13 protein-coding genes are annotated in these 15,828 nt (G+C 49.1%); 1 reads left to right on the forward strand and 12 read right to left on the reverse strand.

Annotated features, from left to right (window positions below; all coding sequences use genetic code 11):
* Positions 1-13: 13 nt before the first annotated feature.
* The 7 genes from NYE50_RS20170 to NYE50_RS20200 all read right to left on the reverse strand — a co-directional run bounded on the left by NYE50_RS20170 (position 14) and on the right by NYE50_RS20200 (position 7,312).
* Positions 14-1,213 carry a pyridoxal phosphate-dependent aminotransferase gene (locus tag NYE50_RS20170; protein WP_020957988.1) on the reverse strand — a complete coding sequence of 400 codons (1,200 nt, stop codon included), beginning with the start codon at positions 1,211-1,213 and terminating at the stop codon, positions 14-16.
* Positions 1,214-1,225: 12 nt separating this feature from the next.
* Positions 1,226-2,407: an MFS transporter gene (locus tag NYE50_RS20175; RefSeq protein ID WP_007407671.1), complete on the reverse strand. Its 1,182-nt coding sequence runs from the start codon at positions 2,405-2,407 to the stop codon at positions 1,226-1,228.
* Positions 2,404-3,822: an ATP-grasp domain-containing protein gene (locus NYE50_RS20180; protein WP_014419149.1), complete on the reverse strand. Its 1,419-nt coding sequence runs from the start codon at positions 3,820-3,822 to the stop codon at positions 2,404-2,406. Before NYE50_RS20180 ends, NYE50_RS20175 begins: the two co-directional genes overlap by 4 nt.
* A 17-nt stretch (positions 3,823-3,839) precedes the next feature.
* Entirely contained in the window at positions 3,840-4,601 is a 762-nt protein-coding gene (bacC, locus tag NYE50_RS20185) for a dihydroanticapsin 7-dehydrogenase (protein WP_017418684.1), read from the reverse strand.
* The gene (locus NYE50_RS20190; protein ID WP_003151000.1) at positions 4,598-5,308 is read right to left on the reverse strand and encodes a cupin domain-containing protein; all 711 of its coding nucleotides are present in this window, start codon (positions 5,306-5,308) and stop codon (positions 4,598-4,600) included. The genes bacC and NYE50_RS20190 overlap by 4 nt, the downstream gene beginning before the upstream one ends.
* The gene (locus tag NYE50_RS20195; protein WP_017418682.1) at positions 5,298-5,912 is read right to left on the reverse strand and encodes a bacilysin biosynthesis protein BacA; all 615 of its coding nucleotides are present in this window, start codon (positions 5,910-5,912) and stop codon (positions 5,298-5,300) included. The genes NYE50_RS20190 and NYE50_RS20195 overlap by 11 nt, the downstream gene beginning before the upstream one ends.
* 161 nt (positions 5,913-6,073) lie before the next feature.
* The gene (locus NYE50_RS20200) at positions 6,074-7,312 is read right to left on the reverse strand and encodes an MFS transporter (protein ID WP_159353562.1); all 1,239 of its coding nucleotides are present in this window, start codon (positions 7,310-7,312) and stop codon (positions 6,074-6,076) included.
* 222 nt (positions 7,313-7,534) lie between these two features.
* On the opposite strand from NYE50_RS20200, the gene NYE50_RS20205 reads away from it, so the two are divergent.
* On the forward strand, positions 7,535-8,737 hold the full coding sequence (locus NYE50_RS20205; RefSeq protein WP_014419153.1) for a multidrug effflux MFS transporter: 1,203 nt from the start codon (positions 7,535-7,537) through the stop codon (positions 8,735-8,737).
* Between the two features lie 32 nt (positions 8,738-8,769).
* Here NYE50_RS20205 and NYE50_RS20210 read toward each other — a convergent pair whose 3' ends face one another.
* The 5 genes from NYE50_RS20210 to bslB form a co-directional block, all read right to left on the reverse strand.
* Entirely contained in the window at positions 8,770-10,188 is a 1,419-nt protein-coding gene (locus NYE50_RS20210; protein ID WP_159353563.1) for an amino acid permease, read from the reverse strand.
* A gap of 24 nt (positions 10,189-10,212) precedes the next feature.
* Positions 10,213-11,895, reverse strand: a complete 1,683-nt coding sequence (locus tag NYE50_RS20215; RefSeq protein WP_159353564.1) for a M20 family metallopeptidase — start codon at positions 11,893-11,895, stop codon at positions 10,213-10,215.
* 71 nt (positions 11,896-11,966) lie between these two features.
* Positions 11,967-13,514 carry an L-glutamate gamma-semialdehyde dehydrogenase gene (gene pruA, locus NYE50_RS20220; RefSeq protein ID WP_022553947.1) on the reverse strand — a complete coding sequence of 516 codons (1,548 nt, stop codon included), beginning with the start codon at positions 13,512-13,514 and terminating at the stop codon, positions 11,967-11,969.
* 207 nt (positions 13,515-13,721) lie between these two features.
* The gene (locus NYE50_RS20225) at positions 13,722-15,008 is read right to left on the reverse strand and encodes a Glu/Leu/Phe/Val family dehydrogenase (protein ID WP_014419156.1); all 1,287 of its coding nucleotides are present in this window, start codon (positions 15,006-15,008) and stop codon (positions 13,722-13,724) included.
* 185 nt (positions 15,009-15,193) lie between these two features.
* On the reverse strand, positions 15,194-15,655 hold the full coding sequence (gene bslB / locus NYE50_RS20230; RefSeq protein WP_060562400.1) for a biofilm surface layer hydrophobin BslB: 462 nt from the start codon (positions 15,653-15,655) through the stop codon (positions 15,194-15,196).
* Between the last annotated feature and the right edge of the window lie 173 nt (positions 15,656-15,828).

Raw genomic sequence — 15,828 nt, forward strand, 5'->3', positions numbered from 1 at the left:
AAACATCCCGCTCTCAGCGGGATGTTTCTTGTAATGAAGGAAAGGACAAACCGAGCTTTTGAATCCGCAGCACGAATTCCCTCAAATCGCCCTGCTTGGCCACCATTGATATTCTGACATAACGCTTTCCGCCGCTGCCGAAAATCTCGCCGGGCGTCACGACAACATGGGCATGCTCCAGCAGATAGTCAGAAAACTGGTGTGAAGACTCGAATTCATTCGGAATTTCAGCCCATACATAAAAAGTCCCTTTCGGTTTTTCAATGCTCCAGCCTAATTCCTTTTCACATAACGCCGTGAAAAAGTCAATCCGTTCTTTATATGTGCGCTTCAGACGCTCCGTATGCTCAGGACTTCCTGACAGCGCCGCCGCTGCCGCCTGCTGAAGACCGCCGAACATGCCGACGAAGACGTGATCCTGAAACTCATTGACCGCCTGAATGATTTTCTCATTCCCCACGGCAAATGCCATTCTCCAGCCTGCCATATTGAAGGTTTTCGAAAATGAATAAAGCTCCGCGCCGACCGTTTTCGCTTCTTTCGCCTGAAGAAAGCTGGCCGGGTTCTGATCAAATTCGAACGCGCCGTATGCAAAATCGTGAATAAGGTGGATGTCATGTTTTTTTGCAAACGCTGCCGCTTTTTCATAAAACGCCTGATCCGCAGTCGCGCCCGTCGGGTTATTCGGGTAATTCAAAAACATCAGCTTGGCTTTTTTCAGGACGGCGGGATCAATCCGCTCAAAATCCGGCAGATAGCCGTTTTCCGGATGAAGCGGCATCTCATGCAGCTCCGCTCTGGCCATTGTAATGCCCGATAAATACTCAGGGTAGCCGGGGTTCGGGACTAAGGCGATATCGCCGGGATTCAGCAGGCATTGCGTCAAAACGTACAAACCAGCTTTCCCTCCGCCGAACAGCGCGACTTCTGTCTCCGGATTGACCGATACCCCGTACTCTCTCTCATAAAATTCCGCGATGGCTTCTTTCAGAAACGGATAGCCTCTGAACGGGCCGTATCCGTGATACGAAGGATTCAGCGCAGCCTCCCGCAATGTTTCAACGATATGCGGCGGTGTGGGGAGATCGGGATTCCCCTGCCCGAGATTAATGATCTGGGCTCCCGTTTTCTCCATCTCTTTTACCTTTTGAAAAACGAGCGAAAATTCCTGTTTCGGAAGTGTCTTGATGACGTCGGACGGTATGATTTCCATCTGAAAGGCTCCTTATAAATGAATTTGCTCTGATTCGTTATTCCGTTCTGAAAAGGATTTATTGACCAGTTTTGTATGCAGAAACAGCCCGCTGACCAAAAGGACGATAAACGCCATGATGACTGCCGCGTCTACAATGTTGATCAGCATGGAACCGACGGCGATGCACAATCCGATGGAGGCCTCCGCCACCGAAAAAATCCGGCCCTGAATCTGGTTCGCCGCGTTCTCCTGAACTTTGACCTTCGCCAGCACCTCACCGTATTCCATTGCGATAAAGAAAAGAATGGCGGCAATGACTGACACAGCGAAAATCGGGGTAAACAAAAACAGCGCAAGCGAAACGATCGATAACACTGTAAAATACATCAGCCCTTTATTATTGTTAAAGCCCCATTTGCTGACAAGAGCGGCGCCGATAAAGCCGCCGAAGCCGATGCAGAACGTCAGGATGAAATTGCCGATTTCCCCGTCGCCTAAAAAGCGGCTGACAATCGGGAAATAGCTGTAGACGACACCCCACAAAAGCGCCATCGTAATCATCGTGAACATGGCGTTTAACACAAAAGCATTTGTTTTGATTTCCTTCAGGCCTTCTTTAAACGACTGAAAAGCTTCTCTCACGTTTTCTGACTGAATCGGCACGTATTGAAGCTTAATGCGGCTGATGAAAAACGCGGAGACAAGATAGGTCACCCCGTTAAACGCGACGGCAAGCTCCACAGAACCGCCTAACAGAAAAAGTCCGCCGGCTGCAGCGCCGACAATAATCGAAATCGTCGTGGCTTTTGCAAACAAAGTGTTGATATTTTTAATATCCGCTTCTAAAGACGACATGACCGCGAGACGCGCCGGGTTAAAAAACACGCCGCTTCCGTAAGAAACAAACAGCAGCGCCAGAAAAAGCAGCGGATATTCGCCTTTCGGGAGAAATGTCAGCCCCAAAAAGATGACGCCTCTGATCACATCCGTCCACAGCATGATTTTCACCCTGTCGAGCCGGTCCACGAGCACGCCTAAAAACGGCTGAAACACCATCGGGATACTGCGGACCGCGATGACGCCGGACGTCACCCAGTAGTCGTGATAGTATGTAGACAAAATGAGCAGGGCCGGGAGAACGCAATAGTCTCCCATAAACGAAAGCGCCTGCCCGAAAAGCAAATACTTAGAGTTCGGTTTCAGCTGTTTCATACCGGTAACGCATACTTTGCAGTCAGCTTCGCCTGCTGCTGAATTTGTTTGATTGATTCGGCCACGTCACCCGAATTGCTTCCTTTCAGCTCGAACGCCGCAATGCTGTTGAACGCTTCGAACAGCCGCAGATCCACGGATGTACCCGCCTCGGCCGCCGAGAAAGAAACGATTTCGGTGTCTCCCTTTAAGACGCCGTCGGGAATGTCAATGCTTTCAATGACGAAATCGACAGCCGTCTCAGGCAGCTGGCCGTTCTCTTTGAAATGCTGAGGATACAAGTGGCAGTCGGCGACATAGCATGGCTCCTGCTCCAATAATCCTTTCGGCAGATCGGCTTCTTTTCCGAAACAGAGAACATCCAATAACAGCTGCGCCATATCGACGCCGAAGACCTTTTTAATATTCGGAATCATGTTCCAGCCCGCAAATCGTGCCGCTGATTCAATCAGTCCGGCTTCCCGGTTTTTCATTAATTTAATCTCTGTATGTGTTGCGCAGTTTTCGAGGCCTAGTCCTTCATTCGCCTTTTTGGCTGCTTCGACGATTTTCCGCTTCGCGTCATCATCCAGGATGGACGGCGTAATATGCGATGTCTCCGTGAATCCGATTTGCGGTGTTTTATCATGAATCGCGACAGGGAAGTATTCCCCGTCGGCCATGATGCCTTCTATACTGATATAGTCGGAATAACCGCTTGTTTCGTACCAGTCGTCATACTCGCCCTGCAAAAATTCTTCCGCGATAAACGGCGCTTCAAACGTGACCGCTTTCGGTACGTTGATCGACTTCAGGTATTCATTGACTCTGTTAAATTCGGCTTCTGCCGTTTCCATCTCTTTGATAAGCGTCACGCCGATGGAGCTCGCCAGATATGTAGGCTTCAGAATGAGCGGCGTTCCGATTTCCTGAAGCGCGGCGCGGAAATCTTCCAGCGTCGTCACCCGTTTGTTTTTGATGGATTTGACGCCGGCCCGGTTGAAGGCGGCTCTCATTTTGTTTTTATCTCTGGCATTTTCAGCGGCCTGTACGCCCGCTCCCCGCAGGCCGAGACGTTCACACGCTTTTGCCATCGGAGCGATAAACAGTTCATTGTTGGTCGTAATGGCATCAACCGCGAACATGCCGGCCACCTTGACGATTTCTTCGACTACTTCTTCCTCAGGTTTGTCATGATCTTCATGAGCCCAGTAAATCGAATCGGGATGCTCAAAATCAGCCAGACTCTTAAAATAGTCTTTATCTTTAATGACCGCGACCGAGTATTTTTCAATCAAAGCTGCATGAGAGGCTGTAATTGCAAAAGGCCTTGGAATAAAGCTGACCAGGTTATATTTTTCAGCAGCGCTTTTATAAAACATGTGCGGCGGGCAGCCTCCAAGATCAGCAATGACCAATACTGTTTTTCTCTCCATATGTAAACACTCCTTCTCTATTGTGCGGTGTATCCACCGTCTGCGGTGATCGCGCTTCCGGTCATATAGCTTGATAAATCCGACGCGAGAAACAGCATGACGTTCGCTATTTCTTCAGGCTTGCCGAGTCTCAGCAGCGGATTGACTTTCGCTTTTTCTTTTTTGATTTCTTCAAGCGTGCCTTCGTTGTTTTCAAGGAACGACTTTTCATTCAAAGGTGTGTCAATGATTCCCGGGCACACGCAATTGACGCGGATGTTGTGTTTGGCGTAATCGACGGCCATCGAACGCGTCAGCTGCAATACGCCGCCTTTAGAGGCGTTATATGCGGGAATGTCGGGCCATGCAACGACTCCTCCGACGGAGCACGTGTTAATGATATTGCCCTTGCCGCTTTTGAGCATATACTTGAGCGCGTGCTTGCTCATAAGAAACATGCCCGTCAGATTGACATTAAGCACCTTGTTCCAATCGCTCAGCTCCATCTCATGAATCGGCGCGACAATTTCGATGCCGGCGTTATTGATTAACACATCCAATCCGCCGAACTTGTCAACCGCTGACCGGATGGCGTTTTGACATGCCGGTTCATCTGTAATATCCGTCCGGACAAAGTGCAGCCTGTCATTGTTTTCTTTCCGGATCATCGCTTCTCCCTGCGCCTCATCAATATCCGCGACGACCACATTCGCCTGCTGATTCAGAAACGCCTGAACCGCGGCATAACCGATGCCTGATGCGCCCCCTGTGATGAGGACGGTTTTATCCGTCAGGTTCATGACTCTTTCGCCTCTAATTTTTTCGCTTTTGCTCTGTTATAGCGCGGAGGGAAAAAGATATTGACTGATTTTGAATCTTTTTCAAATCTGTTGATGGCGCCGTGATCTTCTCTCGGATCGCAGAAATAAGCTGTGCCGAATGTCATATCCACTTTGCAGCCTTCAATGGTCATATCATAGCCGCCGCCGATGCAGATGCCGATCTGTTCATTGCGGTGTTTATGGAACGGCATTTCTCCTCCGTTGCCCGGAATGTTGGCAAGCATGATTTCCACCCAGTCTTCCACGAAGAACGTGACTTCCATCCCAGGCAATAAGTCTCTCGTTTTAAAAATATTCAAAAAATAGTCCTCGGGGCTTGTGTAGGTTTCACCGGCTTTCAGGCGTTTAATATCAATGGCGATCACTTCTTGATCCGTCTCATTTCTTGCGCCGTGAGGCACGTTAGGAGGCGCGATATAGGCTGATTCCAGCGCGGTCATCTTTCTTGTGACATCTCCGACAGTCATGGACAGCTCGCCGGAAACGACAAGGCCGATTTGGACTTCCTTATGCTGATGCGGTTCCACGTTTGTATGCGGCGGAACGTAAGAAAGCAGAACTTCCGTATCGCCTCTGACAGACGAATATTGTCTTACTCCGTTATCCCATTCTATTAATTTAGGCGTCGGGAAATAAAGTTCCTGCAAATCTTGTTCAGTTTTCATCATGAATCTCTCCTTTTCCGAATAATGACCAGCTCATGGGAATGCTTTTAAATGTTTTGACAAAGTGAAGGCCGTACTTTTGTCTGGCCAGCTCATTTGTCAGCGCGATGTCGGACAAACCATCCTTCACTCTTTTCGCGGCTGCGCTCGTTGAGTTCACCAGATCAAACGTGACATCTTTACGGGTAAAATACTTAATCAAATTGATAGGAGACGGGTGGGATACGATGACAGCCTTATCAAGCATGTCATCCGTATATTCAAAACCGGGCCGGACAGCCAGGCCGTACATCGGGGTGTCGCACCTGAAAATTTGCAGAAGCTGCAGATCCGGTCTCATGTAGAAGTGCTTAATGCCGTCATACGCGTGAGGCACAATTGTGTATTCCAGCGGACTTTGAAGCGTTTTTTCAATGCACGATTCAAATGTATCATGCAGTGATAATTTACTGTTCACCCCTTGGAGAAGGGTAAAATTGGTGATGAAGTTTTTTGCTGCGTACTCACTGCTTGTCCCTTCAGGACCGAGCGTGTTGATCGTAATCAGTTTAGATATTGAATAAGCCTTGCTTTTTGTTTGAATGCTATTATCCAATATAATCATGAGCACCAACCAATCTGTTAAATTTTAAGTAAATATTATCCATAGACGTTCAAGCTGTCAATATTATTTGAAAATATTGATAATTATTCCTATATATTAAAAAACACCTTAAGATATAAGGTGTTAAAAATTAACATTTACAAAATTATAGAAACTTTATTTTACCGATACAATGATTGGTCGGCCTGATGCTCATATTTCCCATACCTTCTGTATGCGAAAACGCTGAGGACAAAACCGATGAGGGTGACGGCCGCACAGATAAATCCGACAGCTGCATATCCGTATCCGACATAGACCGGACCCATGACAGCAGAACCCAAGGTGACGGCCAAATTGGACGCCAGGCTGTAAAATGCCATGATTTTGCCCCGGCGGCTCTGTGAGCAATCACTTAAAATGGTGCTGAGCAAGGTCACCGTCAGGCTTTGCATCAATCCCCAGACGAATAACCCGATGACCAAAAACGGCATTGATGACGGCGCATAGGCGAGACAGGAAAGCCATATGCTGATCACGGCCAATGCCGCGATCAAAGAGCGCATTTTCCCCGACTTATCTGCGATTTTTCCGGTGAACACGCTCATGGAAAAACCGATTCCGTACACCATGATCAGCAGCCCTGAAGCTGTATTTCCCCCTGGGAGCATGCGGTGAAGATAGGTGCCGAGAAATGAATACATGCCGTAAAAACCGATCATGTTGCAAAAAGTGATTGTGAGGTATACAGGGACACGGGGCACCTTCAGCGCATCCCGGAAAGTGCCTGCCTGCCGTCCGTTTTCCTCTTCTGTTTTATCCCCATCCGCCGTACTGCGGCGCGCCTCAATGAAAATGAGCGAAGCAACGAGGACAGACATGAGGGCGAAAATCCAAAACGTCCACCGCCAATTCAAAACACCGCCGATAAAAGAGCCGATCGGAACGCCGAAAATCAAAGCGAGCGACCAGCTTGACACGATCAGACCCATCACCTTGCCGCGGTACGCATAAGGCACACGGTCGCCGACCACCGCATATGCTGTCGGCACAAACGCACCCGCCGCAAGCCCGGAAAGCGCCCTGCCCAGAAAGAAGAAAAAGAGATTGTGCGCCAGCGCGCAGATCACCGTGCCGGCCGTAAATATAAGCAGCCCCGCCATCAGGCTGAGCTCCCGGGAATATTTATCTCCCAGCGGAACGAGAAGCGGCGCGCCGATAAAAATCATCACTCCGTAAATACTGATGGAAAGCGCCAGCACACTGACATCCGAGCTGAAAGCCCGCGCTAAATCCGGAAGCAGCGGAGAAATCACCAGCTCTTCAGAACCGGCGGCAAATACGCCTAATGTCAAAGCAAGCGCGAGACAGATCGGAAATCGGCGTTTCGTTTCGATGTGATCGGTTTGTTTGCTGTTCATGCTCTTTGAACACCTCTTCCGTAAAACTTTTCTACCTTTTGTTGTTTTATAGTTTAGCATCCTTATGTTTCATTTTACATTTCACATGAAAACCAATTCTGATTTTTTATTTACATTCAGATTTTAAATAAAATATTTAGTTTATATTCAACAAATAATATAAAATACGCCGTCCGGTTATGCTATAGTGATAGAATCATTTGTTAAGGTGGGGGTCATGGAATGAATAACGCTGATTCAAAGGCCGCCCGCGCAGGCCTCGGCATGGTACTGATTCTCGGGACGCTCGCTTCATTCGGGCCGCTTTCGCTCGATATGTATCTGCCCGCTTTGCCTGAAGTGGCGGCCGATCTTCATACGACAGCGTCACTTGCGCAGCTGAGCCTGACGTTTTGTCTTTTGGGGCTGGCGGTCGGGCAGATCGTTGTCGGGCCGCTCAGTGATATGATCGGGCGCCGGAAGCCGCTGATTCTGTCATTGCTGCTTTATACGCTGTCTTCTTTATTATGCGCCTTCAGCCCTTCTGTTTCGTTTTTAATTGTCATGAGGTTTATTCAAGGATTCACCGGGGCGGCCGGAATCGTCATCGCACGGGCTTCCGCACGCGATATGTATTCCGGAAAAGAATTGACGGCTTTTTTCTCATTACTGATGCTCGTCAATGGGGCGGCGCCGATTTTAGCGCCGATTACAGGGGGATTTATCCTTCAGTTCGCCGGCTGGAAAATCGTATTTATCGTGCTGGCAGTGATCGGCTGTATCATTTCTGCCGCCGTGCTTACGGCGTTGCCTGAATCACTCCCGCCGGAAAAGCGGACAAGCGGCGGACTCCGGGAGACGCTGATGACGTTTCGCGGCCTGCTTGGCGACCGGATGTTTATGGGATTTGCGCTCAGCCAGGCATTTGTGATGACCGGCATGTTCGCATACATTGCCGGGTCGCCGTTTGTACTGCAAAACATCTACGGCGTATCAGCGCAAATGTTCAGCCTGCTGTTCGCCGTAAACGGTGCGGGAATCATATGCGCCACCCAAATCACCGGACGGATGGCTAAAACACATGATGAACGGAAGCTGTTTGTCTCCGGGCTGTTGATCGCCGTCATCGGAAGCATCGCTTTGCTTTTATCACTTGCGTTTGGTTTAGGCCTGACGGCGGTCTGCATTTCTTTATTCATCATTGTTTCTTCTGTCGGGATCGTCACGACGACGGGATTTTCTTTGGCTATGCAGAAACAGGAGAAAGGCGCGGGAAGCGCTGCGGCTCTTCTCGGACTCCTGCCCTTTATCGGGGGTGCGGCTGCCGCTCCCCTTGTCGGTATTGCCGGAGAAGAAAATGCCTGGCCGATGGCCGTCAGCATTTTCGGTTTTGAGTTCTGTGCCGTTCTATCCTATGTGCTGTCGGCCAAACGGAAAACAAAGTAAAGCCCGCCGCTTTAAGCGAAGGGCTTTTTTTCTTATCCGGCAGCGCCTTTTTCCGAAGAAGCCGGCTCACGCTTCAGGCGTTTTTTGATACCGAAGTGATAATACGCGTAACAGATGATCATCAGCGGGACGCCGCAGTACAGACCGATACGCTGGTCGGGGATAAAAATGAGACTGATTAAGATAAGACCGTAAACCGAAAATCCGAGAATCGGCACGATCGGATAAAGAGGCGTTTTAAACGCCAGGTCTTTCAGATTTCCTCCTTCAGCGAGAAAGCGTCTCCGGAAAACGAATTGTGAAGCGCAGATTGACATCCACGCGACGACGGTAATCATACCGGAGATGGAAATGAGCCACACATACACCGTTTCAGCCGCGAATACACTTGTCAGCAGGGATAAACCGGAGATGGCGATGGTGATGGAAAGAGCTTTCAGAGGCACGCCTTTTTTCGTCAGTTTCGTTAAGGAAGCGGGGCCCATCTTAGTTTTTGACAGGGACCACATCATTCTGGACGAAGCGTACAGCCCGGAATTCGCCACCGACAGCATGGCGGTCAGAATGACGAAGTTCATGATGTCAGCCGCATAGGATACGCCGATTTTATCCAGCACAGCGACAAACGGGCTTTCGATGACCCCTGCCGTTTGGTACGGCAAAATGGACACGAGAACAAACATCGCCAGCACGAAGAAAAACAGCGTCCGCCATATGACGTTTCGGATTGAGCGGGGAAGCGTCTTTTCCGGATTTTCGCTTTCTCCCGAGGCGATTCCGACCAGTTCGGTTCCTTGGAATGAAAAATTCACCATGACAAGCGTAAACAGCACGGCCTGAGCACCGTTCGGGAAAAGCCCTTTGTCCGTCGTAAAGTTTGACAGATACGGCGCCGTCTGCCCGCCGTTAAAACCGACAAAGCCGAATACGGCAGCACAGCCGAGAATAATAAATAATACAATAGCCATAACCTTGACGCTGGAAAACCAAAATTCCATTTCCGCAAAACTCCGCGCCGACAGCGCATTAATGGAGAAAATGACGACACCGAATACAAGGCACCACACCCAAATCGGAACGGCCGGAAACCACCGCTGCATTAAAATCCCCGCCGACGTCAGTTCAAGCCCCACTGTATTGGCCCAGCTGAATGCGTACATCCACCCGATCGTAAAACCAGTAGACGGCCCGAGAAACTTTGCCGCATACGCCTGAAATGACCCTGCGACCGGCATGGCGACTGCAAGCTCCCCCAAACAAAGCATCACCAGATACATTAAAAATCCGCCGATCACATAAGCCAATATCGCGCCGATCGGTCCCGCTTCACTGATCGTAAAACCGGAGCCCATAAACAGCCCCGTCCCGATCACGCCGCCGAGGGCGATCATAAACAAATGCCGGCCCTTCATCGTGCGCTGCAATTCAGTTTGATTGGTATCTCCCTGCATATACATCCCCCTTATTCCGTTATGTCAGCCATTTGTGCGTATGTCTAATCGGCAGCTGTGCAAAAGGTGCATTGTCGTCTGCTGAATGAGTTCCGGCAGCACATGGAATGTGTACGGCTTGTACACGCGTTCCGTCCATTTATGGCCGTCCTTTCCGTATACCCCTATATTGACCGACGGAATATTCAATTCCCTGATTTCTTTAAAAGGAATCGTCCCGATGACATCCCAGCCCGGAAAATTATCTGTAAAGGCGGAGACCTCCTCGTCTGTTTCATGCAGCGATAAAAAGCTTCCGTCCGCTAAATAAGGGAAAAACTTTTTAAAGGCGAATGTTTCTCCGGTTGACGCCGCTGTTTTATCGACCGCTTCTTGAATGACATGCTGCAAAAGCCGGTCCCGTGTGCTTTCTTCCTTCAGATAATTGTGCGGAAGGTAAGGCGGCGCATAGAAAATAATGACTTTAGCTCCCTGCTCAGGATCGAGTTTTTGCAGTTCCTCGACGGCTTTAAAGCATCTCATCCGCAGTTCAAGATGTTCATATGTTTTAAATGCCTGCCCGATACATTGTGCAGGGTCTATCCCGCGGCTTTTCAGCCTTTTCAGGTAATCTTCCAGACTGTACACTTGAACGTTCCATGACATCTCTTTTTTCGGCAGGCTCGTTCTCTCACAGTATTCGTCGTAATAATCAGATAATTTTTGTTCTGTCTCTTTGCAGGCTTCGTCAGCCACCGCAGTCAGCTGATCCATGACTTCTTTGGCGGTTTTCTCGTAAATAAAATAATTAAAATAGACATAGCTGCTGACGGCGGTCTGCACGTTATACGCTTCCTTGTTGTCACGCAGGTAGAGGCAGGTCGGCGGAAGCACAAGCTCTCCCTCAATGTTTTCCGCCATATGAATATTGTTGTGAATTCTTCTGGTGATTTCTGACGCGATCAAATTCGGGTCGATGCCGGACAGCGTATCTCCGACATGCACCTCCCGCCCGTAAATCGCAAAGCAAGGCAAAAGCTTCCCTGCCGCGCCCGTGTAGATGTACCTTGTCGTGTCACCTTCATACAGCGGGGTGATAAAATCGTTATTAATCGCTGCTAAATAACGAAGCTGCTTTTCTTGTTTCAGCCGTTTTAATTCAGAAATGCTCGTTAAAATGCCGGAATGCTGGCTTTCTTCATCCGGGTTTGCCATGAACAGAATATGGCCCGGCAGCTGATCGCGCCGCTCAGAAAAGTGAAGCAGATTGGCGAGATGAACGGCAATACCGCTTTGCATATCAACCGAACCCCTTCCGAACATCCACTCGCCTGAGCGGGCGTCCCGCTGCACATCCCGATCAAATTCATAGTTTGAGAAATACTCCGCGAGACGGTCGGAATCAAAAGCGATATCTTTTAAAGGGCCGAAATCCTCGATGCCGACCGTATCAAGATGAGCGTGATAAATGACCGTATTCAGGCTGTCGCCGTTTCCCTCAATAAATGCGAAAATATTTTTGCGGCCGTAAGGGTCCTCAGGAATCGCCTGCTCCCACACATGTGACGGGTTCTCCTGAAAGTAGGGAAAGCTCTTGATCATATCTTTGATATAGTCGGCTTTTTTTCCTTCTCCCAATGTGCCGTTGATGCTGTTTAACGCTACCAGTGATTTCGTAATGGCTTCTATTTTCTCCTCCGGAAGCATTTTGCTGAGCTGCTGATACATGTTCCATCCTCCTTACCCTAATATAGAGAAAATAGCGCGACTCTCTTTTTCATCGCGCTATTTCCGAAAGATTAATAGGCTTCAGACGTTGTTTTTGCCTGCATATGAAGAATCAGATAGTCAGGTCCTCCGGCTTTTGAATCGGTTCCTGACATATTGAAGCCGCCGAACGGCTGGTATCCGACAATCGCTCCCGTACATCCGCGGTTGAAGTATAGATTCCCGACGTGAAAATCTTCGCGGGCGCGTTCAATGTGCGCGCGGGTTTTCGATAACAGAGCGCCCGTCAGTCCGTAATCGGTATTATTGGCAATCTCAAGCATATGGTCGAAATCACGGGCTTTTGAGATCGCGACGACCGGCCCGAAAATTTCCTCCTGCATCAGGCGGGCGTTTTCATCAACATCCGCAAAAATGGTCGGCTGAATAAAGTATCCTTTTGAATCATCACCTTCGCCTCCCGTCAGGAGTTTTCCTTCTGTTTTGCCGATTTCGATATACCTCATGACTTTATTATAAGATGCTTCGTGGATGACTGGCCCCATGTATGTATCAAAATCTTCCGGACTTCCGACGGTGAGTGATTTTGTTAAAGCGACGGCTTTTTCAACAACTTCATCATAGACGTCCTGATGAATGACCGCACGCGAACCGGCTGAACATTTTTGGCCTGAGAATCCGAAGGCGGAATACACGATTGAGGAAGCGGCAAGATCAAGATCAGCATCTCTGTCTACAAGCACCGTATCTTTCCCTCCCATTTCGGCAATGACCCGTTTCAGCCACTTTTGGCCCGGCTGTACTTTTGCGGCGCGTTCATAGATGCGGCATCCGACCGCGCGGGAGCCTGTAAACGACACAAATCTCGTCTTCGGATGCTCAACCAGATAGTCGCCGATTTCTCCTCCGTCGCCCGGTATGAATTGGAGCACGCCGTCCGGCAGGCCCGCTTCTTTCATCACTTCAACAAATTTCGCCGCCACGACAGGCGCCGCATCCGCCGGTTTCAGCAGTATCGTGTTGCCTGTTACGATGGCTGCCGCCGCCGTTCCCGCCATGATCGCAAGCGGGAAGTTGAATGGAGAAATGACGATTCCCACCCCAAGCGGCTCATAGTGATACTGATTAAATTCTCCGTCACGGCTCTTTACAGGGGAACCGTCTTTCAGTTTCAGCATCTGACGGGCATAATACTCTAAAAAGTCGATCGCTTCCGCCGTATCAGCATCCGCTTCCTTCCACGGTTTTCCGGCTTCTTTCACTAGATACGCGGAGAATTCGTGCTTTCTTCTGCGGATGATCGCCGCCGCTTTAAACAGCACATTCGCGCGGTGTTCCGGCCGTACTTTTTTCCATGTTTGAAATGCCTGCAGCGCAGCCAGCATGGCCTTTTCCGCAAGTTCTTTTCCGGCTGCCGATACAGAACCGATCACTTCTTTTTTATCTGCCGGATTGACGGAAATGATCTTTTTATCCGTTTCAATCGCTTCACCGTTGATGATAAGCGGATAATGCTTGCCGAGCTGTGAATTCACATAAGCCAGCGCTTCCTGAAACGATTGTTTATTTGTCTCTTCCTGAAAATTTGTAAATGGTTCGTGTGCGTATGAAACTGTCATTAGAATTCCTCCCCGTATTTTGTAATGTGTGCTCACGCTTTATGAAGATGCAAGAAGCATACCAGCATAGCAATTTGTGATAAAAATAAGAAAATCTTTGCCGAAAGCGGACGAAGCTTGTCCGAATCTGTCAGCTGCAATCTGAAAACGCAAAGAAATTTTGCGATCTACTATATAACTGACGCAAAATCTCTTTGCGGGTAACACTTATACCCAGCCGCGGAACCGGGCCGCTTCAGCCGACTTTCTGATGCCCGTCATATAGGCGGCCAAACGCATATCGACTTTGTGGGTATGCGCTGTCTGATAAATGGATTCAAACGAATTCACCATGACGCTGCGCAGTTTTCCGGCGACTTCCTCCTCAGACCAGTAAAAGCCTTGATTATTTTGCACCCATTCAAAATAAGACACCGTCACGCCGCCGGCGCTTGCCAAAATATCCGGCACGAGAAGCACGCCTCTTTCATTCAGGATTTTCGTGGCGTCTATCGTTGTCGGCCCGTTCGCCGCCTCCACAATGATTGAGGCTTTAATGTGATGGGCGTTTTCAGCCGTAATCTGATTGGAGATTGCGGCAGGCACGAGAATATCACAGTCCTTTTCCAGCAGCTCCCGGTTCGTTATGACATCCGAGAAGAGATTCGTCACCGTGCCGAAGCTGTCCCGCTTATCCAGCAGGTAATCAATGTCAAGGCCGTCAGGGTCATACAAAGCGCCGTGGGCGTCTGAGATGCCGATCACCTTGGCGCCGGCGTCATGCATAAATTTAGCGAGAAAGCTCCCCGCATTTCCGAACCCCTGAATGATGATCCGCGCATTTTCCAATGGAATCCCTTTTTTCTTAACGGCTTCCTCAATACAAATCGTGACGCCTTGCGCGGTCGCTGTCTCCCGCCCCTGTGAACCGCCGAGAACGATCGGTTTGCCCGTAATGAATCCCGGTGAATCAAATTCTCTCAGGCGGCTGTATTCGTCCATCATCCATGCCATAATCTGCGAGTTAGTATATACGTCGGGAGCCGGAATATCCTTTGTCGGACCGACGATCTGGCTGATCGCGCGCACATATCCGCGGCTCAGCCGTTCCAACTCTCCGAATGACATCGTCCGCGGATCACAGATGATGCCGCCTTTTCCGCCCCCGTAAGGAAGATTTGTGATGCCGCATTTTAAAGTCATCCAGACCGAAAGCGCCTTAACCTCTTCTTCACTGACTTCCGGATGAAACCGCACGCCTCCTTTTGTCGGGCCGACTGCGTCATTATGCTGTGAGCGGTAGCCCGTGAAAACCTGTACTGAGCCATTGTCCATTTTGACGGGGATGCGGACGGTCAAAAGCCGCATCGGCTCTTTCATCAATTCATACATATTGTCAGGGTACCCCAGTTTGCGCAGGGCCTCTTTTATGATCGATTGTGTTGACAAGAACAAATTAAGAACTTCTTTTTCTTCATCTTTCTGATTGCTTTTAGAAAGCGGGTTGGCTGACATGTTTTATCACCTCATCGTATTTTACGTGTAAGCTTCAATTACCGGCAGAACAAAATGTAAGCGCTTTTACACCAAAACCCATCAATCCCTTTCACATTGTCGTTACGCCCCTTTTTATATGCAAGATTCATGCCAGGTTTTTGTGTGTAAAAAAAGAGGCTGTTGTCAGCCTCTTTCATCCCCGATTAACGCGGGTCAATAACCAGCTTTGTTTCGGCATAAAGACTGCCGGCCCCCAAACCGTTTACGTAATCGCCTTTAATTGTATACGCGCCCGCGCGCGGAAGGTTTTTACGCACTAGGACGAGATTGTATTCAGACGCGCCCAATAAGTCAAGGGTAAGCGGAAGTCTGACCGTTTTTCCGTAGTTGAGAATTTGCGTTTCTTTCAGTGTTCTTCCGTTTACAGAGTCCCTCACAGTGGCGTTGAACCCGTCAGGAAATTGAAATTCAACGGCGCCGACGGCAAGCAGCGCATTCGGCTTGTATGTGACTTCAATATCAGACGTCGCGTATTCTTTCGTACTATTGACGGTTTTCGCTTCAATAACGGCAGATTGGGCGTTCGCATGAAAAGATGGCAAGAACACAGATGAAAATACCGCAGCACTGATGAGAAAGGCCGAAAATAATTTTCTTTTTAACATCATGAATTCCTCCAGATCATATGGGATTCAGAGCGTCCTCTGCCGGAAAAGCGTGTCTGATGGTTCCATTCGCGAATTGGGTTTCTCTTTTCCTGAGAATAATCTACCACCTTTATCCATGGAAGTAAATTATTTTTTGGAATATTCAATCATTTATTTTTCACGAGATGAAT

Source organism: Bacillus sp. EU55 (genome assembly GCF_038005925.1).
Taxonomy (GTDB): domain Bacteria; phylum Bacillota; class Bacilli; order Bacillales; family Bacillaceae; genus Bacillus; species Bacillus velezensis.

Excerpts from the sequence above, each read along its gene's own strand:
- NYE50_RS20170 (WP_020957988.1), bottom strand. The coding sequence starts at position 1,213 with ATGGAAATCATACCGTCCGACGTCATCAAGACACTTCCGAAACAGGAA.
- NYE50_RS20175 (WP_007407671.1), bottom strand. The coding sequence starts at position 2,407 with ATGAAACAGCTGAAACCGAACTCTAAGTATTTGCTTTTCGGGCAGGCG.
- NYE50_RS20180 (WP_014419149.1), bottom strand. The coding sequence starts at position 3,822 with ATGGAGAGAAAAACAGTATTGGTCATTGCTGATCTTGGAGGCTGCCCG.
- bacC (WP_017418684.1), bottom strand. The coding sequence starts at position 4,601 with ATGAACCTGACGGATAAAACCGTCCTCATCACAGGGGGCGCATCAGGC.
- NYE50_RS20190 (WP_003151000.1), bottom strand. The coding sequence starts at position 5,308 with ATGAAAACTGAACAAGATTTGCAGGAACTTTATTTCCCGACGCCTAAA.
- NYE50_RS20195 (WP_017418682.1), bottom strand. The coding sequence starts at position 5,912 with ATGATTATATTGGATAATAGCATTCAAACAAAAAGCAAGGCTTATTCA.
- NYE50_RS20200 (WP_159353562.1), bottom strand. The coding sequence starts at position 7,312 with ATGAACAGCAAACAAACCGATCACATCGAAACGAAACGCCGATTTCCG.
- NYE50_RS20205 (WP_014419153.1), top strand. The coding sequence starts at position 7,535 with ATGAATAACGCTGATTCAAAGGCCGCCCGCGCAGGCCTCGGCATGGTA.
- NYE50_RS20210 (WP_159353563.1), bottom strand. The coding sequence starts at position 10,188 with ATGCAGGGAGATACCAATCAAACTGAATTGCAGCGCACGATGAAGGGC.
- NYE50_RS20215 (WP_159353564.1), bottom strand. The coding sequence starts at position 11,895 with ATGTATCAGCAGCTCAGCAAAATGCTTCCGGAGGAGAAAATAGAAGCC.
- pruA (WP_022553947.1), bottom strand. The coding sequence starts at position 13,514 with ATGACAGTTTCATACGCACACGAACCATTTACAAATTTTCAGGAAGAG.
- NYE50_RS20225 (WP_014419156.1), bottom strand. The coding sequence starts at position 15,008 with ATGTCAGCCAACCCGCTTTCTAAAAGCAATCAGAAAGATGAAGAAAAA.
- bslB (WP_060562400.1), bottom strand. The coding sequence starts at position 15,655 with ATGTTAAAAAGAAAATTATTTTCGGCCTTTCTCATCAGTGCTGCGGTA.